This window comes from Shewanella putrefaciens (assembly GCF_016406305.1).
Classification (GTDB): domain Bacteria; phylum Pseudomonadota; class Gammaproteobacteria; order Enterobacterales; family Shewanellaceae; genus Shewanella; species Shewanella putrefaciens_C.
In genome coordinates, this window is the sequence record NZ_CP066369.1 from 2,884,122 (window position 1) to 2,906,315 (window position 22,194).

Here is a 22,194-nt window from a genome sequence, read left to right on the forward strand (position 1 = left end):
AAAGGTGAAATAAGATGAGTGACACAGCGCGACTCTCAGCCTCGGTCGATGGCTTGCCGCTTTTTGCCGATGGCTTGCATTTAACCGAGCAAGAGCTGCTGGCGTGCCAAAATATCGCCCGAGCTATGCCTGAGCGTTATAGCCGTGCCCGCGCTAATTTAGCGGGCCATCGCAGCAGCTTAATCAAAGGCCGCGGTATGGAGTTTGCCGAGGTGCGCCACTACCAACAGGGCGACGATGTGCGCACCATTGATTGGCGCGTTACCGCTCGTACGGGCACAACTCACACTAAGTTATTTGTCGAAGAACGTGAGCGCCCTATTTTATTGTTAATCGACTTGAGCCAAAGCCTCTATTTTGGTTCGAGTTTATTGCTGCAATCGGTGCAAGCAGGACACCTTGCGACCACCTTAGGTTGGAATGCGATTAACCATGGCGATCGGCTCGGCGCCTTGATCGCCTGCGAATCTGAGCATTTAGAGCTCAAACCCCGCAGCCGTCGTCAGGGCATATTGCAATTGATCTCAGGCCTGCGCCGTGTGCACGAAAATCAGCTCAATCATGTTGGCACTGGCCAGCGCGATCCTGACCATATCCTGCGTGCCTGTCAGCGATTACAACGTATCGCCAAACCCGGCTCCTTAGTTTGGATAGTGACAGATGGCAGCCATTTTAGTCCCCAATGTATCGCGCCTCTCACCGAGCTTAAGCGTCATTGCGATGTGGGTGCCTATCTTATTACCGATCCTCTGCGTCAAGGTACACTGCCGTTACCGCACAACTTTAATTTGCCGGTACAGGATGGGGATGAGGACTTAGTGCTTACCCGCCACAGTTATCAGGCTTGGCTCGACATTCAGTTGCGTCAGCAAAAGGACTTTATCGCCATGATGCAGCAACTGCGCGTACGCACCCAGCTCATAGATGCGGGTGCTCCCCTAGCCCACCAATTGGAATTATTGCGTTAACTATGGATCCAGCAACAGTGAATTCAGAAATAGCAAATCCACAGGCAGCAGTACCTATGCCTTCTACGGCGTCAAACCCAGCCCTTGCACAACTGCAGGATATTATTCATCCCGATCCGATCGGCGCTTGGCCTTGGGCAATCGGTTATTGGCTGGTTTTAGCACTTGTGATTGCCCTCATCACACTCTTAGTTATCTGGCTAAGAAAACGCGCCCGTGACTTTGCGCCGAAAAAAGCCGCTAAACAGTTACTCAATCAGCTCGATAGACAAGCGACGTCCTATGCCTCTGACGTCAACAGCCTATTAAAGCGCACCGCCATGAGTTACCTCAGCAGAGAAGCAATAGCCTCCTTAGATGGCGAAGCTTGGGCGGCTTGGTTAGACAGCTATTTACCCGAGCATAAACGCCAACATATCGGCCCCTTATTAGCCAAACGCCATCAGGCAACGCCATTGACCTTAGCTGAAGCCAATGAATTGCATCAACTCACACAGGCTTGGTTGGCATCGAAAGCAAAACTGAGTGCGCCTGAACCGACTCATGCTCAAACGCCTAAAACTCATGGGCCAATCCAGCCAACGGATACCCAACAAGCGGAGGCACAATGTTAACCATTGCCTGGCCTTGGCTATTGATATTATTGCCTTTACCTTTGATTTTTTGGCGCCAACAAACCGTACAAGTCGATGGCGGCCGGCTGCAATTACCCGGAATAAGCCAAACGGGCAAGCAAAGCTTCGCGGCCAACACGCGCCAGAGTCGCAAACGCTACTGGTTGATGTGGAGCCTGTTAGTGCTCGCTATCGCCCGTCCACAATGGCTTGGGGAGCCTATCGAACTGCCAAGCCAAGGGCGCGATTTGATGATGGCGGTAGATTTATCCGGCAGTATGCAGATTGAAGACATGGTGGTGAATGGCAAAACCGTCGACCGTTTCACCTTGATTCAGCACGTCGTCAGTGACTTTATCGAGCGCCGCAAGGGTGATCGTATCGGTTTAATTCTCTTTGCAGATCACGCCTATTTACAGGCGCCGCTCACCCAAGATAGACGTTCGGTGGCGCAATTTTTAAAGGAAGCGCAAATTGGTTTAGTCGGTAAGCAAACCGCCATAGGTGAAGCCATAGCACTGGCGGTAAAACGCTTCGATAAAATGGAAGAAAGTAATAGAGTGTTGATTTTATTGACCGATGGTTCCAACAACGCAGGCAATATCGAACCCGAGCAGGCGGCCGAGATTGCCGCTAATCGTAAAGTCACCATTTATACCGTCGGTGTAGGCGCCGATGTGATGGAGCGCCGCACCCTCTTTGGCCGCGAGCGGGTTAATCCTTCAATGGATCTGGATGAAAAACAGCTAACACATATCGCCGATGTCACCCATGGCCGCTATTTTCGCGCCCGCAATAGCCAAGAGCTAGACCAGATTTACCAAGAAATCGATAAACTCGAACCTGTGAGTCGCGACCAGTTAAGCTATCGTCCACAGGTGGATTTGTTCTATTGGCCACTCGCGCTCGCATTATTAACTAGCCTTTGGATTGCACTTGGCCAATTACCCCTCTTTGCAACCTGGGGTAAACGACCTAATTTAACGAGATCACGGAGGGAGAATTAATGCATTTTATCCGTCCAGAATGGCTATTAGCCTTAGTGCCACTTGCTTTAGTCCTGTGGCTACTGGCTCGTCAACACCAAAGCCATAGCGCGTGGAATCGTTATATTGCACCGCACTTAGCCAAGATGTTAGTGACCCAAGGCGCTAAAAAATCCCGCCGTCCTTTGCATTTATTGGCATTTAGCTGGCTGATTGCCACTTTAGCCCTAGCGGGCCCTGCGCTGAATAAGCAATCTTTGCCCGTCTTTGCCGCCGAGCAAGGCCGCGTACTGGTGATGGACATGTCCGTATCTATGTTCGCCACCGATCTTGCGCCGAATCGGTTAACCCAAGCCAAATTTAGGGCAACGGATCTGCTGCGAGCGCTCAAAGAAGGTGAAACCGGCCTTATCGCCTTTGCGGGGGATGCTTTTACTATCAGCCCATTAACCCGCGATACTGGCACATTGCTCAATTTATTGCCGACCTTAAGCCCAGAGATTATGCCCGTATTAGGCTCAAATCTCGCCGCGGCGCTCACCCAAGCAAAAAGTCTGCTTGCCCAAGGCGGCCATATTCGCGGTGATATTATCCTAATGACAGATGGGATCTCGCCGGCACAATTTGACGCCGCCAACTCAGTGCTCAATGGGACAGAATATCGCCTCGCCATTATTGGCTTTGGCACCCGCGAGGGCGCGCCTATTCGGTTACCCGACGGTCAATTGCAACGGGATAGCAGTAACGAGGTTGTGGTGGCTAAAACGGACTTCGGTCTTTTGAATAAGCTGGCTGAAAACAATAAAGGTGTATTAATTCAATATAGTACCTATGGAGAGGATCTCCGCCAACTCCAGCAGTGGCTTAGTGATACATCTGATGCCAAAGCCACAGATCTTGACGGTGAAACCTGGCAGGACCTCGGCCCTTACCTCGCACTATTATTACTGCTCCCCGCCCTCTTCAGCTTTAGGCAAGGCATTGTGGCCAGTGTTGGATTTGCCACTCTTGCAGGCGGCTTACTGCTCACGGCAGCACCTCAACCCGCCCAAGCCAGTGTGTGGGAGGATTTGTGGAATACCGCAGACCAACAAGCGATGCAGGCCTATCAATCCCAAGATTATACCAGCGCCGCTAAGCAGTTTGAGTCGCTCCAGTGGCGTGGCAGCGCCCAATACAAAGCCGGAGATTTTGCGCAAGCGCTAAAAACCTTCGAGCAAGATAGCTCAGCCCAAGGCCTCTACAATCAAGGCAATGCCTTGATGCAACTCGGTAAACCCGCTGAGGCCAAGGAGCGCTATCAAGCCTCGCTTGAGAAACAAGCTGATTTCCCTGCGGCCAAGGCTAACCTTGAACTCGCCGAAAAACTATTACAACAGCAAAAAGAGCAGCAAAAAGAACAGCAAAATCAACAGGGCGATAAAAATCAGCAGGATAAAAACCAAGGCGAACAAGGGGATCAGCAATCCGTTGATCCCGATTCAGGCAACCAACAGTCTGACGACCAACAATCAGGTGACCAAAAATCGCAGGATAAACAGCAATCTGACCAAGATAGCGCTCAGCAAAATAAGCAAGATCAAGCCGAGCAAGAGTCTCAAGCTGAACCTAAGGATCAGCAGGATAATGCCAGTCCTGAGCAAAAAGTGGATGAGCAACAGTCTGATCAAGATAAGCAAAATGGTAATGCCCAAAATCAGCAGGATGCGAAGGAAAATGAGTCCCTAGACGATTCAGCTGTAGATAATGACGCTAAAATGCAAGCGCAGGCTAAAGCCGATGCAAAGGAGCAAAAGTCAGCAGAAGAGGAAAAGCAAAGCGCTGGCGCCAAGGAAGCACAAGAGCAAAATGCGCAAGATAAACAAGAGGCGGCTATGAGTGAATCCATCGAAGCGCCACCGCCCGAAAGCTCACCGCTTCCCGCACAAATGCAGCGGGCGCTTCGGGGCGTAAGTGAGGATCCCCAAGTGTTACTGCGCAATAAAATGCAACTCGAATATCAAAAACGCCGTCAAAATGGCCAAATATCAAGGGATAACGAACAGTGGTAAAAAAATATTTTTTTATCCTCCTACTCCTCGTAATCGGAGCTTTGAGTCCTGCCTATGCCATCACAAAATTAGAGGCATCGGTCGATCGCAACCCTGTGATGGAAGGGGAATACTTTGTGCTGAATATCAGCGCAGACGATGAACTGGATACGGGAAAACTGGATACCTCGATTCTACTCAAAGATTTCATCGTTGGACGCACCAGTGTCAGTCGCAGCACCCAGATCATGAACTTCGATGCGGTTAAAGAAACCCGCTGGCAAGTGTTGCTCGCCCCAAAACAAAAGGGACAATTGACAATTCCCTCCTTTAGTATCGATGGGATCAGTTCCGCTGAAATTCCGCTAAAAGTGGTTGAGAGTGGCAGCCAGCCGATGCAAGCCAATAACTTGTTTATCGATGCTAAAGTCTCAACCGATGAGGCCTATGTCGGACAGCTTATCACCTACAAGGTAAAGCTCTATTTAGCGGTAGAGTTACAACGGGGCGTGTTAAATGCGCCCGTGGTTGAAGGTGCACAAATTAAGCAAATTGGCGAGGATAAAGATGGTTCCGAGATTGTCGATGGTCGCCGCTACCGCGTGATTGAACGCACCTACGGCATCATTCCCGACTTACCCGGCCAAGTGAATATTAAAGGCGCCACCTTCTCCGGTGATGTTCTGGTCGAATCCCAACGCCGCGGCGGTATGTTTGGTTTTAACGAGAGTCGCCCTATGCAAGCGGGTGCCCCCTCCTTGACAGTGCAGATCAATCCACCACCGGAGAGCTTCCAAGGCCAGTGGCTAGTCGCAGATTTGGTCGCCCTAAAGGAGAGTTTTCCTGAAGATATTAACGAGTTTACCGTCGGTAGCCCTATCACTCGCACTATTACGCTCTTGGCCTCCAATGCCGATGAAAACAGTCTGCCAGATATAGTGCAAACTCTGCCCAATGAGCTTAAGTCCTACCCCGAAAAACCCCAACGGCAAACCTTTGTACGCGATGCCCAAGTGATCTCCCAGTACAGTATCACTTCGGCGATAGTGGCGAGCAAGGCAGGTACTTTTACCCTGCCCGAAGTCAAAGTGCCTTGGTGGAATCCGCGCCTCAAGCGCCAAGAAACGGCAACCTTGCCTGCTCGCACTATCATAGTCAAAGGTGGTGTAAGCCCAGTGGCGCCAACAGCACCAGCATGGCAAGCGAACTCAGGGGCCGAGTTCGGTGGAACTTGGTTAACCAAGGTTTTTGCGGCCCTGTGGCTGGTGACGTTGATCCTTTGGGTGATCACATTGATTGCCTGGCGCCGCGCCCGCAACCCTCAAGCGCTTATTCACCATGACCAACCGGAGGTTGCCACCGTCTCAGGGTTAAGGGGATTGGAGCAGGCCTGCGCCCAAGGTCAAGCCAGCGATATTTTGCAGCAGTTACAGCAATACTTTAGCCAAATGCACGGTAGCGCCATGACCTTAAATAAAATTGCATCGCTTTCACCGGCACTATCACAGGCCATTAGCCAGTTGCAGCAATCCGCCTATGGTGCTCAGGCCGAAGCAAACCAATCGACAGATTTAAAAGTGGCTATCAGTGCTTTACTTGCCGCTGTCAAAACCTATGACAAGCGGCCATCAAGCAATACACATTTGTCCTTAAGCCCACTCAATCCGAGATAATTAGCCGAATTAACTAAGAATAAGCGAGCTAAAAGATGTTGAATATCAAGCTAAAATGCCAAAAGTATAAAAATGTTTGCTCACTGGCGTAATAAATCCGTCGAGCCTGCGGTCTCTTCTGACATGCTGAGCAAACAACGACGATACAACAGCCTAGTTAAGGCGCTGCATGCCGATATCTTCCGCTACGCCTATTGGTTATGCGGCGATAAACACGTGGCTGAAGACATTACCCAAGAAACCTTCTTGCGGGCGTGGCGCTCTTTGGATTCCCTCAAGGATGATAAAGCGGCGAAGGCATGGCTTATCACCATTCTTAGGCGTGAAAATGCCCGGCGGTTCGAACGTAAACAGTTCGATTATGCCGACGTTGAGCAAGATACCCTGGAAGACAATATCTCCAATAGCAGTGAAGAGCAGACCGAGCAATATCTGATCCGCAGGCAAATCGCCAAGCTCGATATTGAATACCGCGAGCCGCTCTTGCTCCAGCTGATTGGTGGCTTTAGTGGCGATGAAATAGCAGAACTGATGGAACTCAATCGCAATACCGTTATGACGCGTTTATTTCGGGCGAGGAGCCAATTGAAAGAATTACTTGAAAAAAATGAGGTGAGAGGTCAATCCAATGGATGAGCTTAAATTTAGACGCCAAGCCTATGAAGATCCTCATAATCAAGATCTCGAGTTTCTCCAACAAATGCAGGAGAAGGGTGAATATCAGGTATTAGTGAATGAACTCAAAAATTTAGATGCTAAGCTGACGAGCGCACTGAAAGTCGATGTACCAGAGGACCTCGCCGATAAGCTGATTTTGCGCCAACAGTTACAACAGCACCATAAACAGCGCCGCCAAACGGGCTTTTTGGTTGCAATGGCGGCCTCCATTGCCTTTGTGATCGGCGTGAGTTTTAGCCTACTGCGTTTAGGCCCAGTCGATTTAGCCGAGCATGCGCTGGCCCATGTCTACCATGAAGATATGGCCTTACATCTTGACCAAAACGTCAGTTTTAGTCAGGTCAATGCCCAGCTCACCTCTCTGAAAAATCTCGGCCATGCCAAGTTTATTGAGCAGCCGGGCAAAGTGTATTTCACCTCTTACTGTGATTTTCAAGGGGTTAAAAGCCTGCATTTAGTGCTGCAAGGCGAGCAAGGCAAAGTGACGCTTTTTATTGTGCCTCTCGAGAAACGTATGGTGCTAAACCAAACCTTTGCCGACACTAAATATCAAGGCATGGGGTTTGAAACCGCAGATGCCTTTATTTTACTGGTAGCAGAGGATCAAGCCGATCTTCGCTTTGTAAAAGAAGAAATCCAGAATACCTTTATTTAACCTTATATTATCTAAATGATTTTTAAATCGGCCTTCGATATTTACACACTATCGCAGGTCAGATTTTGATCACATTTTTATCCGCTAATGGGCTCTTGCTCAAACATCTGGTAGCATGCTTGCCACTTTTAGTAATAAAAAGATGGGAAAAGGCAAGATGACGATTGAAACCCCGATTTTAATCACATTTGTTGGTTATTTAGTTCTGATGATGGCCATAGGTTTTTGGGCTTACCGCGCCACAGATACTGTAGATGACTATATTTTAGGTGGCCGTAAAATGGGCCCCGCCGTTACCGCACTGAGCGTGGGTGCATCCGATATGTCCGGCTGGTTATTACTGGGTTTACCCGGCGCCGTCTATTTAGGCGGTTTAGGGGAAGCTTGGATCGGCATAGGGCTAATTTTTGGTGCTTGGCTTAACTGGCTATTTGTTGCCAAACGCCTGCGTATTTATACCCAATTAGCAGACAACGCCCTTACCCTACCCGATTTTTTCGAGAAACGGTTCCACGATAACCAAGGTTATTTGAAGCTGGTTTCCGCCGTGACTATTTTAGTTTTCTTCACTTTCTATGCATCCTCCGGCATGGTGGGCGGCGCAATATTATTTGAGAAAGTCTTTGGGCTCGATTACACCTCTGCCCTAGTGATTGGCTCGGCCATCATTGTTGGTTATACCTTTATCGGTGGTTTTTTTGCGGTAAGTTGGACCGATTTCTTTCAAGGCTGTTTAATGTTAATCGCCTTGCTGATTATTCCCTTCGCCATTTTCTCCAACCCAGAGAGCCATGCGGGCATCGAATCTCTCGATCCCGCCATGTTGACACTCATCAATGACAAAACCACCGTCATTGGCATGCTGTCCTTACTCGCTTGGGGGCTGGGATATTTTGGTCAGCCACATATTTTGTCGCGTTTTATGGCCATTGGCAGCGCCGATGCCCTGCCCTTATCACGCCGTATCGCTATGAGCTGGATGATACTGTCATTACTCGGCGCTCTTGCTACGGGACTGGCTGGCTCACTGTATTTTGCCAATGAACCGCTATCTAACCCTGAAACTGTGTTTATCCATTTAGCCCAAGCCGCATTCAACCCTTGGATAGGCGGACTACTCATCGCCGCCATTTTATCGGCGATTATGAGTACCATCGATTCACAACTATTAGTTTGCTCAAGCGTGATTACTGAAGATTTTTACCGCAAGTGGTTACGCCCAAAGGCGGACGATCGTGAATTAATGATGGTGGGCCGTTTGGGCGTACTGGCCATTGCGGTCATTGCAGGCGTGATCGCCCTTAATCCCGAAAGCAGCGTGCTCAGCCTAGTGAGCTATGCTTGGGCAGGTTTTGGCGCCGCCTTTGGCCCAGTGGTTCTGCTATCCCTGTTTTGGAAACAATACAGTCGCAATGGCGCTATCGCCACTATCATTGTCGGCGCATTAACTGTGGTGATTTGGAAGCAATTAACCGGGGGGATTTTCGACTTATACGAAATACTTCCAGGCTTTGTGTTTGCGATCCTCGCAGGGGTGATCGTCAGTAAATTCTCTGCCCCCGATGCCAAAATCACCGCAGAATTTGAGCAATTCAAATCCACGTTATAAGCCACTCCTTTTAATTAAGACCGTAAAAAGCGTACAGCTGTACGCTTTTTACATTTTGTATCTTTTTATCCGCAAGTCAGCAGTCACAAACTGTTAACTAAAATTAAAACTCCTCCGACCATTAAAAACCTTTAGTACCGGGCATCTGGCCAGACCATTCAATCACACTAATGTATGACACCTGTTTAACTCGACTTTAATTAACTGAAATTTAACATTATTTACATCTGGTCGGACTTGTTGAGGTTACAGCCAATCCCTAAGATTGCCGAGACTATAAAAGGGTTTCAGCATTTCTGGGCACTAGGGCCAGACAAAATCCGATACTTATAAATAGAGAGAATAATAATGAAAACATTCAACAAGACACTTATTGCCGTTTCCGTGGCACTGGCGAGTACACAAACATTCGCTTCAGGCTTCCAATTAAACAGCCAATCAGCCACAGGCATGGGCCGTGCTTTTGCCGGTGATGCAGTTATTGCAGATAACGCTTCTGTGTTATCCCGTAACCCAGCAGCAATGGCATTATTCGATAAAGATGCGATCTCCTTCGGTTTAACTTATGCCGATATTACCGTTGATGTAAAAGATGTGAACTTTGCCGGCGGCGCGGTTGATTTAGGCAGCATAGACGATGCAGGTTCGTCTAAAATTATCCCTAATATTTTCTACATCCACCCAATCGACGATAAATTCGCCGTGGGTTTTGCGGCATTCTCTAACTTTGGTACGGGAACAGACGCAAGCTCACTTTCTAAGAATTTACCCGCAGGTTCACCAGCTCCCTATGATCTGCTTGGCGAAACCGAAGTGACCACTGTCAACTTTAACGCCAGCGTGTCATACCGCATTAACGATATGTTCAGTATCGGTGCGGGTGTTGATGCCATCTACGGTGAAGGCCGTTTAACCCGTAATATGGGCACTGTTCCACTTGTTGATGTGGATGCCGATGGCTGGGCATTTGGCGGTATCGTGGGCGCCACTGTTGAGCTAGATAAAGATAACCGTTTCGGTATCAGCTACCGTTTCAGCCCAACAGTCAATGTTGAAGGTGATATTAATACTGTCTCGATGACAACCATACCTGGTGTGGGTACTGTTCCGGTTGAGACTCGTTTTGATAGTTTAGATGTACCGCTAGCCGATATTTTCCAAGTTGCTGGCTTCCATCAGCTCACCCCTAAGTTTGCTCTGCATTACACTGCGCAGTACACCCAGTGGGGCAACTTCGACCAAATCACAGCTAAAGATGGTACAGCCACAATTGCAGCTGTCGGAGTAACTCAAGCCGTAGGTGATATTGCACTGAAAGAATACCAATGGAAAGATTCATGGTTATTCAGCTTGGGTGGTACTTATACTATCAACGAGCAATTCACTGTCCGTGCCGGTTATATGCATGACCAAGGCGTTGTCGACGAAATCAGCTCTATTTCATTCCCAGACTCTGACCGTAACTGGTACACTGCAGGTATGAGCTATCATATCAACCCACAAAACACGGTTGACTTTGGTATTGCATATATTAAAGGTGAAGAAGTTCACTTGATCGAAAACAGCGCTATCACAGGCCCTGTCAATGCGATAACCGAATCAAGCGGCATGTACTATTCAATGCAATACAGCTACCAGTTCTAAGCCGTTCATCCACCAAAAAAGCCGCATTATTGCGGCTTTTTTGTATCTTAAGCATTTATTGCCTAAAGTTAATCCATGCTCCCCTTAATGCGGCAACGGCTATGGCTAAAGTCATTGGACTCGGTGGAATTTTTTTTAAAAGTGTAGATCCCATTGCCTTGGCAACTTGGTATAAAACCCACCTTCAAGTACCGATAGAGGATTGGGGCGGCGCGGCATTTTACCACAATGACAAATCGACCCCCGGCTACCATGTTTGGACTCCCTTCGCCCACAGCACCGACTATTTTTCACCGACCGATAAGAGCTTTATGTTCAACTTCGTTGTTGATGATCTAGCACAAGCACTCGCCCAAGTTAGCCAAGGCGGGGGCCAGCTTATCGGCACCATCGAAGACTCTGAATTTGGCCGCTTTGGCTGGTTTATCGACCCCGATGGCAATAAAGTCGAACTATGGCAACCCTGCGCCATCCCACCGGAAAACTAAGCTCACCTTTACAGAGTGTTTTCAGCTTAAGTGGCACAGCTATAAAACCCAGTGCATCTCCCACGCTTATTAGGTATGGTTAGCTCAGTTATCTAACCAAGAGATTGTATTATGGAAAAAAATAACTTGTTTCCCGCCCTGTTGTTGGGCGGTTTTTTATGCGCTGGACTCGTTTATCTAGGGCAAAGTACCAGCTCTGCCCTACTGCAAATGAAAGCCATGGAACGCACAGTGACAGTCAAGGGCTTAGCCGAGAAAGAGGTGAAAGCCAATGTGGCCATTTGGCCGATTAACTTTACTGAGGTGGATAATAATCTGCCAAAGCTCTATGAAACTGTGCAGCAAAAAACCGATCGCGTCGTGGCGTTTTTAAAGGAACAAGGCTTTAGCGACAGTGAAATTACCGTTTCCCTTCCCTCGATTGAGGACCGCCAGGCCCAGGGTTATGTCGACCCGAATGTCAGATACCGCTATTCGGCCAAAGTGAATTTATCCGTCTATACCAACCAAATAGATCTGATGCTCGTTTCACGTAAACAAATGATTAATCTTGTGAAAGAAGGTATCGCCATCGCCAGCCAAGACTACGATAATCGCACCGAGTTTTTGTTCACAGACCTTAACAGTGTAAAACCTGTGATGGTACAAGAAGCCACCCAGAATGCCCGCGAGGTTGCTGAAAAATTTGCCAAGGATTCAGACTCACGCCTAGGTAAGATCAAAAGCGCCAGCCAAGGTCAATTTACGATTTCCGACCGTGATAGCAGCACGCCCTACATCAAACAAATTCGCATTGTTTCCACGCTCACCTATTATTTAAATGACTAAAGGCTTAATCGGAAACCACTGAAACGATAGGAATAAGGTATTGGTCTGCCCTATTCCTATATTAGTGAAATCGATTACATTAATTTTTTCTAATAAATATTAATTGCCTATTGAAAACAACTCCATTAGAATTTACTCATAAATTGTATTTGGGATGGTTTAGTATGGCTACAATACCTCGTGTTCTTTTGGTTTTACTCGCGTTTTCTGGTGTGCAAGTACAAGCAACTTCACTAGAAACGATTGAAGTAATGAGCAAACCCTATGCAAACTGGGTGACGTTAGATGCCACTATTGAGGCGGTAAAAGCGGCGACTGTATCGGCGCAAACCTCTGGTCGCATTGTCAAACTCAACTACGATGTTAACGATATCGTCCCCGAGGGCGCCGCGCTACTGGAGATCACCAGCAAAGAGCAAGGCGCCGAGTTAGCAAGTTTTGAGGCCGATCTGGCCAAAGCCAGAGCCCTGAATGTCGAATCTCAAGCCCAGTACAAGCGCTATAAAGAGCTTTTCCCCCAAGGCGCGATTTCTAAGGGCGCTATGGATGAAGCGACCGCTAATGCCAAGGCGACTGAGCAAGCCGTCAGCGCAGCACAGGCCCGGGTTATCAAGGCAACGGAATCCTTAAAATACACTGTTGTATCCGCCCCCTTTAGCGGCATAGTCACAGAGCGATTTGTAGAGTTAGGTGAAACCGTCAGCCCAGGACAACCTTTGCTCTCGGGATTTTCGGCGAATCAAATGCGCGCAATCACCCAAGTGCCCCAACGCTATATCAATCAACTCAAGAACGCCCCTGAATTTATTGTCCGTTTAAATGACGGCCGTGAGCTAACCTCAAGGGATCTCACCATTTTTAGCTTCGCCGATCCCGTCAGCCACAGCTATCAAGTGCGGATTAATCTGCCAGAGAATGAAGCCAACCTGCAACCCGGCACATGGGCGAAGGCCCTGTTTAAAAATGGCGAGCGGGAAAAAATTCAACTTCCCGTGTCGGCGTTGATCACTATGAATGAACTCAGCAGTGTTTACCTAAAACAGGGTGAAGCCTTTGTGCTTACTCAAGTGCGCGTCGGTGAACCCTTAAATGGGGAAGTAGAAGTGCTTGCGGGACTGAAGTCCGGTGACACTGTAGCCATGGATGCTTATCAAGTGTTGCTCAATAAAAAGCAATAAATTCCTAAGCGACGCAAGCTTTGTCGAGGTTGTTTTATGAAACATGATCCTGTACCACAGAACACACTTGGGATTTCGGGCCGAATTGCCGCGGCCTTCCAAAACAGTGCTATCACCCCGCTGCTCGCCCTACTCGGGTTGCTACTGGGGCTATTTGCCATTCTTGTGACGCCAAAGGAAGAAGAACCGCAGATTGACGTCACCTTCGCCGACGTGTTTATTCCATTTCCCGGCGCGAGCCCCGCGGAGGTGGAAAATTTAGTGACTCTACCTGCGGAGCAAGTGATCTCCGAAATCAAAGGGATAGATACACTCTATTCGTTTTCCCAACCCGATGGCGCGCTGATTATCGTCATCTTCGAGGTGGGTGTCGCTCGAAATGATGCCATTGTCAGCTTGTATAATCAGATTTATTCCAATATGGATAAACTGCCCCTAGGCGCGGGGGTTGGCGAACCCTTGATTAAGCCGCGCGGCATAGATGATGTCCCGATTGTCAGCTTAACCTTATGGTCAAAGGACCAGAAGGTTTCGGCCGAGCAGCTTACCCACGTTGCACTGGGTTTAGAGACCGAACTGAAACGTATTCCCGGCTCGCGCGAGATCTACACCCTTGGCCAACATGAGATGGTGGCGAATGTGCGGATCGATCCCGCCAAAATGAACAGCTTCAATCTCACCTATGACAAGCTAAGACAAAGCCTTAACGACAATAACCACATTTCAATGCCCGCATCTCTGGTGCAGGGTAATCAGGAAATTAAAGTCCAAGCCGGGCAATTTCTGCAGTCTATCGATGATATCAAGCAACTGGTTGTCAGTATTTCACAGGATAAAAGCGGTAACACGATTCCGGTTTATTTAGCGGATATTGCCGATATCAGTTTAAAGAGTGATATTCCGAAGAAGAGCGTCTGGCACGCCGATAAAACCGATATTTACCCCGCTGTCACTATCGCTATCGGTAAACAGCCGGGGCAAAACGCCGTCGATATTGCCGATGCCGTGCGCGAGCGTATGGCACAGGTCGACAATGTGCTCATTCCTGACAATGTGGAAGTCACTGTATCGCGCAATTACGGCGAAACTGCGGCAGATAAATCCAATACATTGATGTTAAAGTTAATTTTTGCCACGACTGCCGTAGTAGTGCTGGTCTTCTTCACCATGGGAGCCCGCGAATCCTTAGTCGTTGGCGTGGCGATTATCATCACGCTGGCCATCACCCTCTTTGCCTCTTGGGCCTGGGGATTCACCTTAAACCGCGTGTCACTTTTCGCTCTGATTTTCTCCATCGGTATCTTGGTCGACGATGCCATAGTCGTGGTAGAAAACATCCACAGACACATGGCCCTTGGCAAAGAATCCTTCAGCGAGCTTATCCCCGTGGCCGTCGATGAAGTGGGTGGCCCCACCATTTTAGCCACCTTTACCGTTATCGCGGCTTTACTACCTATGGCTTTCGTATCCGGCTTAATGGGCCCCTATATGAGCCCAATTCCCATTAATGCCAGTATGGGTATGCTCATTTCCCTCGCCGTCGCCTTTATCGTTACGCCATGGCTGAGTCGCAAACTGTTGAAACATGAGTCCCATAATGACACTCATACGGTGCAAACCGATGAGGCAGAAAGCAAGATGGTGCGCCTCTTTAACCATTTAATCGGCCCCTTCCTACTGGGTAAGAATGCCCGTAAGGCCAGAGTCGGTTTGGCCGCAGGGGTATTTGTGTTAATAGGTATCGCCGTTGCCCTGCCCGTAGGCCAGCTTGTGGTGCTTAAAATGCTGCCCTTCGATAACAAGTCGGAATTCCAAGTGATGGTGGATATGCCTGAGGGTACCCCCGTCGAACAGACACAAAGAGTGCTACAGGATTTAAGCCGTTATCTGGCGACAGTGCCCGAGGTCGAGCATCTGCAACTCTATGCGGGCACCAATGCGCCGATGAACTTTAACGGCTTAGTGCGCCATTACTTCCTGCGTAACAGTCAGGAACTGGGTGATATTCAGGTCAATCTAGTGGATAAAAAGCATAGGAACCGTGATAGCCACAGCATTGCCCTGTCGGTTAGGGAAGATCTACAACATATTGGCGCCCAATATCGAGCCAATATTAAAGTGGTTGAAGTGCCCCCAGGCCCACCCGTTTGGTCCCCCATAGTCGCCGAAGTCTATGGTCCAAGCCCGGCTATCCGTGAGCAAGCGGCCTATGAAATGCAAGCGCTATTTCACGAGACCAAAGATGTGGTCGATATCGATATCTTCTTGCCCGCAGCACAACAAAAATGGCAAGTGATGATAGATCGCAGTAAAGCCAGCCTGATGGCCGTACCCTACAGCAATATTGTCGATTTGATCGCGACCTCGGTTGGTGGCAAAGATGTGAGCTATTTACATCAAGTCCAACAGAAGCAACCCGTACCCATTCGCTTACAACTTAAGGAAGGTGCTAAGGTCGATTTAGAACAAGTACTAAACCTAAAACTGCAAAGCCAAACCGGGCAATCTGTGCCAGTCTCTGAGCTAGTGACTATTAAGCGCGGCAAGATAGATGCCCCTATTATCCATAAAAATATGATCCCTATGGTCATGGTCGTCGCCGACATGTCAGGGCCTCTGGATAGCCCACTCTACGGCATGTTCGATATGGCGGGAAAAATCGATGGCGCCGATGGTTTAGGATTTGATCAGCATTATATCCATCAACCCACAGGGCTAGACTCAGTCGCCGTGCTCTGGGATGGCGAATGGAAGATCACCTACGAAACCTTTAGGGATATGGGTATCGCCTATGCCGTTGGCATGATTGCGATTTATTTATTGGTCGTAGCACAGTTTAGATCCTATCTGGTGCCGCTTATTATCATGGCCCCCATTCCACTGACTGTGATTGGTGTCATGCCAGGGCATGCCCTACTCGGAGCCCAGTTCACTGCGACGTCTATGATAGGCATGATAGCGTTAGCGGGGATCATTGTGCGTAACTCAATATTATTAGTGGACTTTATCAATCAAGAAACCGCATCCGGCGTGCCCTTTGAACGGGCGGTAATCCACTCGGGTGCCGTGCGGGCAAAACCCATTATGCTCACCGCTTTAGCGGCCATGATAGGTGCCCTGTTTATTCTCGATGATCCGATTTTCAATGGGCTTGCGATCAGCCTAATTTTCGGGATTTTTATCTCGACGCTGCTGACCTTAGTCGTGATCCCAGTGCTGTATTACGCGGCCATGAAAAACCGCATAAGCTTAACTCAACCGTCCAATTAATCACTACATTGGCAGCCATAGCGCTGCCTCAAGGAGCAAGGTATGTCTTTAGAACGCAGTATTATGGCTTTTGCAGGATTTATGGTGTTACTGTCTTTGGTGTTAACCGCCTTAGTACATCATAACTTTGTCTGGTTAACGGCCTTTGTTGGCGCTAACCTATTCCAGAGCGCATTCACTGGCTTCTGTCCCGCCGCCATGGTTTTACGTAAATTGGGAATAAAATCAGAAGCTGAGATTGCAAAACAAAGTTAATCCTTCAAGGAGAGATAAAGTGATCCACAATGTACTGTCACGCGGTCAAAGAGTGCTGCACCTTGCCCTGTTTTGCCTGCTATCACTGGTACTCGTGCCAACGATGGCAAATGCCGCCGAGCAAGATGCTGCAATCGCCTGGGATAAAATTGCCGCCGGTGCTATGGTCGTCGATGTCAGAACGCCCGAAGAATTCGCCGAAGGTCATTTAACCAATGCGGTGAATATTCCCTTCGAGCAAGTCGCAGAGGAATTTGCCAAGCGTGGTATAGCCAAAGATGCGCCAGTCGTCTTATATTGCCGCAGTGGTCGCCGAAGCGGTATAGCAATAGAGGCCCTCGTCGCCGCTGGGTACACTCAAACCCACAATGCTGGCGGCTATCAAAGCTTAATCGAGGCGCAAAAAACGCCCGCTAAGTAAGAAGGTCACCGAATGAATTCTGGTTTGGAGTGGGATGTGGGGCATAAAGAATCGCTATAAATCGCTTCGCACTTTCACTCCGCCAGAATAATTCAAGCTTTACCCGCAAAAAGCGCCCTATGGCGCTTTTTTATTGCCTAAATGAAGCAAAACGCCAGATAACACTCTGCATCCTCCTTATCAGTCACGCCTCACCTTATTCACTGCCTTAAATACCCACTTCAAGGAACATCTCAGCAATTTGTGTCAGTGGCTTATCGTCAGCGGCTAAAGATCGTCAACGAATTGGCAACTGCCACCCCATTGACAGCGCCTTGCAACATTTTCGCATAATCAATCACTTGAGAAAAATTCATTACAATACTTAAGATTAAATATTATAAATTAATATTTTTAATTCCAAAAAAATATATACATAAATTTCAAAAAGATAAACAAAACAACTTCAGCCTTTGGTATTAGAAATTTGGATAAATTCGCTTTAATTTATTCATCTTTTCCACATAAAAAAACAGCATTTAAGCATCAAATTCGTTACAGTTTGTTACAAATTGAATTTTTATTCTATTTTACCGCTTAAAAATCACCAAAATTTACCAACCACTATACCGTTAACAATTAATTTACAACACCCACATCCGAAGATAAATTCACTAACCGAGTAACGTCTAAGTCGTAGTTATTCTTTAAAAACACAAAATAATAATGATTAACACTAAATTGACCATGGAAGAAATACATGACAATCAACAGAACCGCAAAAATAGCGTTAAGCCTTTCAAGCTTAGCTATTGCAATCTCAGCCGGAGTACAAGCAGCGCCCCAAGCGCCCGGTTTTGCTGCAGCGATGCAGGCACAGACCTCTCCCCTGCCAAAACGCTACATAGTTAAATTTAAAAACGCCGGTGCGGCAGTAATGTCTACTGACAATCTGCAAGCAACCGATGACACACAAGCAAATGCACTCTCTACCTCGATGAATTATCAACCACAGGCGGCAGAAGTCAGTGCGCAGCATAGTGTGCTCAATAAAGTTCAAGCAAAAGAAATGAAGCGTATTGGCCGCAGTAACAGCTACTCGGTCAAACTCGATGCCAAGGGCATTAAAGCGTTAAAGTCCCGTGCCGATGTGGAATACGTTGAAGAAGACATGCCACGCCGCTTACTCAGTGAGAGCACGCCTTGGGGTCAAACCTTTGTCGGTGCGACTCAGCTAAGCGATAGCCAAGCGGGTAACCGTACTATCTGTATTATCGATTCAGGCTACGACCGTGGCCACAGCGAGTTGAGTGGCAACAATGTCACAGGCACCAATAACTCAGGCACAGGTAACTGGTTTGAGCCTGGCAATAACAACGCCCACGGAACCCACGTTGCGGGCACGATTGCGGCGATTGCCAATGATGATGGCGTGATCGGCGTCATGCCAAATCAAAATGCCAATATTCATGTGGTGAAAGTATTTAACGAAGCGGGCTGGGGTTATTCTTCATCCTTAGTCGCCGCGGTAGACACTTGCGTTGCCAACGGCGCCAATGTTGTCACTATGAGTTTAGGCGGTTCGGGTTCAAGCACCACAGAGCGCAACGCTCTGGCTGCCCACTATAATAATGGCGTGCTCTTGATTGCCGCTGCGGGTAACGCAGGTGACAGCACTCACAGCTATCCAGCATCCTACGATGGCGTGATGTCTGTCGCCTCTGTGGATAACCATAAAGACCACTCAGCGTTCTCCCAATACACCAACCAAGTGGAAATATCTGGCCCAGGTGAAGCCATCCTATCCACAGTGACCCGTGGCGAAGGCCGTTTAGCCGATATCACTATCGGTGGTCAGTCTTACTTTGATTCAGGTGTCGTGCCGCATAATCGCCTCATTTCATCGGGCGGCAACTATGTGCCCGCACCATTCAACGGTACGACCACAGCTACACTGGCGGAATGTACAGTTAGTGGCACTAGCTTCAATTGCGGCAGCATGACCAACAAAGTCTGTTTAGTCGAACGTGTGGGTAATCAAGGCACTAGCTACCCTGAAATTAACGCTGTGAAGGCCTGTAAAAATGCGGGCGCCAGTGCGGTGATTGTTTACAGTAACCTGGCATTACCGGGCCTACAAAACCCCTTCCTTGTCGATGCCAACAACGAAGCCAATTTAGTGTCGGTATCTGTGGATCGCGCAACCGGTTTAGCACTGCGTAATCAAATTGGTGCCAGTGTCACTGTGAGTAATCAAGGCAATAAAGATTACGAGTACTACAACGGCACTTCAATGGCGACGCCACACGTGTCTGGTGTTGCCACCTTAGTGTGGAGCTATCACCCAGAGTGTAGTGCGGCGCAAGTCCGTAACGCATTGAAAATGACTGCAGAAGATCTCGGTACTGCGGGTCGTGACAATTACTATGGTTACGGTTTAGTCAATGCCGTTGCCGCGAAAACCTTCTTAGATGCCTCTTGTGATGGTCCAACCGATCCTGTCGACCCAACACCTACCGACGGTGTGCTGGTTAACGGTGTCGCTAAAACGGGCTTAACTGGCGCAGCGAGTGAAGAACTGCACTTCTCCTTTGACGTACCACAGGGTGCGACAAACTTAGGTTTTGTGATGAACGGCGGCACAGGTGATGCAGACCTGTATGTGCAATATGGCGCAGCGCCAACAACCTCGAACTACGATTGCCGTCCATATAAAAGTGGCAATAGCGAGTCTTGCCCTATCACCAACTTACAATCAGGCACTTACTACGCCATGGTGAAAGGTTATTCGGCCTTTAGTGGCGTGTCATTAACGGCAAGTTACACCCCATCAACTGGCGGTGGCACACCGCCAACGACACCAACCGACTATATCAACGCTGACAACTACAATATCCCTGACAACAAAACAACAGGGATCACTAGCCCAATTACCGTCACTCGCACTGGTAATTCTGGCACTGTGACTGCGGTAGTGAACATAGTTCACCCTTACATAGGTGACTTAAAAGTGCAGTTAGTCAGTCCAACGGGTCAAATCGCCACTCTGCACAGCAATAGTGGTGGTAGTGCTGACAATATCAACAAGAGCTATACCGTTGATATGACGGGTGTTGAGTCAAGCGGTGTATGGATGTTAAAAGCCGTAGACAGTGGTCGTAGTGACATAGGCTATATCGATAGCTGGGAACTGAAATTCCAATAATCTTTCACTGAAAAGATCAGAGCCTGCAATTGCAGGCTCTTTTTATAGGATGTGTTATTGAATATCTTTGAGAATTTCGGGTTCAACCAACACGCTGTTGTTATTATCCGAAAGCCAGATTTGCCCTTCACTGATAGACACCTGCAGCGCCATAGTGCGGCTAACCAGTGCCTCCATTGCGGACACAGACTCTTCGGCAATATTCCACACCTTAAGATTTTGATAGCGCTCTAATGCTTGCTGATTCTGCTTCCACCAAATGGGCACACTACGGCCGCCATAGGCGAAGAGTTGTACTGCTTTAGCGCGGCCACTGGCCTTTCTAAGCCATTTTTCATCTGCTTGACCAAACTCAACCCAAAGATCAATTTCACCGGATAAGGCCTTGTCCCAAAGTTCGGGCTCATCATCGACGCACAGACCTTTACTGAACGCTAAGGTGGCGCTGGCATTGATAATAAAAGCGAGTAAACGCACCATCATGCGGCCATCGGTTTCAGATGGATGCTGGGCCAGTGTCAATTGGTGATCTTGGTAATAACCACGGTCCATATCGGCGATCTGAAGGTTGACCTTAAATACGGTCGCTTTGAGGGCCATAGTAAATCCTGAATGCTGAGGTATGCCTGAAATAAGGCTGCGAGTCTACCCCAGACTCGCCCTCAGCTCAAACGAACAATAGGCTATGCCCAATGAAATAGAATTTAAATCGCGCCGGGGCGTAAATGTTTGGCCATTGGAAAATGGGCTTTTAACTGATTAATTTTGGGCGTATCGGCTACCAGTAACAAACGCATCCCCTGCTCATACGCCTTGCTCACTTCGCTAAGGGCGGGCAATTCAGCGCGATTGGCATCCCGGCGCACCATCTCAGTGAGTTCTGTACTCAATTTATTCTGACTATAAATGCAATCGAGACGTTGCAATAAGGGCATAGCCGCAAGTGGCAATAAATCCACTTGGGTCGACTCGTCGAGCAACAGGATCTCACCGCGACTCACTAGGCTATCAAAGGCATTCTGGTAATGCTCTAAGGTACGGTTATCGAAACGGTCGCCATTGGTATCGAAAAAACGCTCCCAAAATAAGCGACGCTTAGAGGTAGAATCGAGTTTATCTTGCACTTCAACGCGTCTATCGGCGACAAAATCAAACAAAGGTTTAAGGGATTGCGGCAGGCTGGCCTCTAAACGAGAGCGAATAGTGCGGGCAAATACTGGCGCGGCACCCGCGGTACTGATCGCCACCACTAAGCGGCCACGATCGACAATAGAGGGAGTGATAAAGCGGCAAAAGGCAGGATTATCAACCGCATTCACCCAAATTCCCCGCGCAGTGGCTAGGGTCGCCAACTCGGCATTGAGGTCATCGTTTGCGGTGGCAAGATACACTAGATCGTAATTTTGAATATCGGCGTGGACCACTTCCCGCACGGATAACAAAATGCGGCCCGCATCGGCATAATGCCGTACTTCGGCATTCACTTGCGGCGCGATCACATGGATATTCGCCTCGGTTCGCGTCAATAGTGCGAGCTTACGGCTGGCGACGTCTCCCGCCCCAACGAGCAACACATTGAGATTAACGGTATCGATAAACAAGGGGAAATATTGCATTAATGGGATCCTAAATCCGTCATGATCTTAATCTTAAACAACCGAGGCATACTTTAATCGGGATACCGACTCTCCTCTATGTTCAAGTTAATCATAC

At 48.4% G+C, this 22,194-nt stretch carries 18 protein-coding genes; 16 read left to right on the forward strand and 2 right to left on the reverse strand.

Annotation, left to right across the window (positions count from 1 at the left end; genetic code table 11):
• Positions 1-14 precede the first annotated feature (14 nt).
• The 16 genes from JFT56_RS12460 (at position 15) to JFT56_RS12535 (ending at position 20,481) form a co-directional block, all read left to right on the forward strand.
• Positions 15-968, forward strand: coding sequence for a DUF58 domain-containing protein (locus tag JFT56_RS12460; RefSeq protein ID WP_198780411.1), 954 nt, complete (start codon positions 15-17; stop codon positions 966-968).
• Positions 969-970: 2 nt separating this feature from the next.
• Entirely contained in the window at positions 971-1,582 is a 612-nt protein-coding gene (locus JFT56_RS12465; RefSeq protein WP_198780412.1) for a DUF4381 domain-containing protein, read from the forward strand.
• Positions 1,576-2,589, forward strand: a complete 1,014-nt coding sequence (locus JFT56_RS12470) for a vWA domain-containing protein (protein ID WP_198780413.1) — start codon at positions 1,576-1,578, stop codon at positions 2,587-2,589. Before JFT56_RS12465 ends, JFT56_RS12470 begins: the two co-directional genes overlap by 7 nt.
• Entirely contained in the window at positions 2,589-4,619 is a 2,031-nt protein-coding gene (locus JFT56_RS12475) for a VWA domain-containing protein (protein WP_198780414.1), read from the forward strand. The genes JFT56_RS12470 and JFT56_RS12475 overlap by 1 nt, the downstream gene beginning before the upstream one ends.
• Entirely contained in the window at positions 4,613-6,271 is a 1,659-nt protein-coding gene (locus tag JFT56_RS12480; protein WP_198780415.1) for a BatD family protein, read from the forward strand. The genes JFT56_RS12475 and JFT56_RS12480 overlap by 7 nt, the downstream gene beginning before the upstream one ends.
• A 72-nt stretch (positions 6,272-6,343) precedes the next feature.
• Complete coding sequence (locus tag JFT56_RS12485; RefSeq protein WP_198780416.1) at positions 6,344-6,907, forward strand: sigma-70 family RNA polymerase sigma factor; 564 nt, start codon at positions 6,344-6,346, stop codon at positions 6,905-6,907.
• A complete protein-coding gene (locus tag JFT56_RS12490; protein ID WP_198780417.1) occupies positions 6,900-7,604 on the forward strand; it encodes a DUF3379 domain-containing protein in 705 nt (234 codons plus the stop codon). The genes JFT56_RS12485 and JFT56_RS12490 overlap by 8 nt, the downstream gene beginning before the upstream one ends.
• 157 nt (positions 7,605-7,761) lie before the next feature.
• Positions 7,762-9,213, forward strand: coding sequence for a sodium/proline symporter PutP (gene putP / locus JFT56_RS12495; RefSeq protein WP_198780418.1), 1,452 nt, complete (start codon positions 7,762-7,764; stop codon positions 9,211-9,213).
• A gap of 348 nt (positions 9,214-9,561) precedes the next feature.
• Positions 9,562-10,857 (forward strand): OmpP1/FadL family transporter, encoded by a 1,296-nt coding sequence (locus JFT56_RS12500; protein WP_198780419.1) that lies wholly within the window; start codon positions 9,562-9,564, stop codon positions 10,855-10,857.
• A gap of 101 nt (positions 10,858-10,958) precedes the next feature.
• On the forward strand, positions 10,959-11,345 hold the full coding sequence (locus JFT56_RS12505) for a VOC family protein (protein ID WP_198780420.1): 387 nt from the start codon (positions 10,959-10,961) through the stop codon (positions 11,343-11,345).
• Between the two features lie 111 nt (positions 11,346-11,456).
• Positions 11,457-12,173 carry an SIMPL domain-containing protein gene (locus JFT56_RS12510; RefSeq protein ID WP_198780421.1) on the forward strand — a complete coding sequence of 239 codons (717 nt, stop codon included), beginning with the start codon at positions 11,457-11,459 and terminating at the stop codon, positions 12,171-12,173.
• A 164-nt stretch (positions 12,174-12,337) separates the two neighbouring features.
• A complete protein-coding gene (locus JFT56_RS12515; RefSeq protein ID WP_198780422.1) occupies positions 12,338-13,351 on the forward strand; it encodes an efflux RND transporter periplasmic adaptor subunit in 1,014 nt (337 codons plus the stop codon).
• A 36-nt stretch (positions 13,352-13,387) separates the two neighbouring features.
• Positions 13,388-16,621, forward strand: a complete 3,234-nt coding sequence (locus JFT56_RS12520; RefSeq protein ID WP_198780423.1) for an efflux RND transporter permease subunit — start codon at positions 13,388-13,390, stop codon at positions 16,619-16,621.
• A 42-nt stretch (positions 16,622-16,663) separates the two neighbouring features.
• Entirely contained in the window at positions 16,664-16,876 is a 213-nt protein-coding gene (locus JFT56_RS12525) for a YgaP family membrane protein (protein ID WP_007649432.1), read from the forward strand.
• A gap of 19 nt (positions 16,877-16,895) precedes the next feature.
• Positions 16,896-17,297: a rhodanese-like domain-containing protein gene (locus JFT56_RS12530; RefSeq protein WP_198780424.1), complete on the forward strand. Its 402-nt coding sequence runs from the start codon at positions 16,896-16,898 to the stop codon at positions 17,295-17,297.
• Between the two features lie 739 nt (positions 17,298-18,036).
• Positions 18,037-20,481 carry a S8 family serine peptidase gene (locus tag JFT56_RS12535; RefSeq protein ID WP_198780425.1) on the forward strand — a complete coding sequence of 815 codons (2,445 nt, stop codon included), beginning with the start codon at positions 18,037-18,039 and terminating at the stop codon, positions 20,479-20,481.
• A 54-nt stretch (positions 20,482-20,535) separates the two neighbouring features.
• Here the strand turns inward: JFT56_RS12535 and JFT56_RS12540 are convergent, their stop codons facing one another.
• Positions 20,536-21,081: a YaeQ family protein gene (locus JFT56_RS12540; RefSeq protein ID WP_198780426.1), complete on the reverse strand. Its 546-nt coding sequence runs from the start codon at positions 21,079-21,081 to the stop codon at positions 20,536-20,538.
• Positions 21,082-21,185: 104 nt separating this feature from the next.
• The gene (locus tag JFT56_RS12545; protein ID WP_198780427.1) at positions 21,186-22,097 is read right to left on the reverse strand and encodes a precorrin-2 dehydrogenase/sirohydrochlorin ferrochelatase family protein; all 912 of its coding nucleotides are present in this window, start codon (positions 22,095-22,097) and stop codon (positions 21,186-21,188) included.
• Positions 22,098-22,194: the final 97 nt, after the last annotated feature.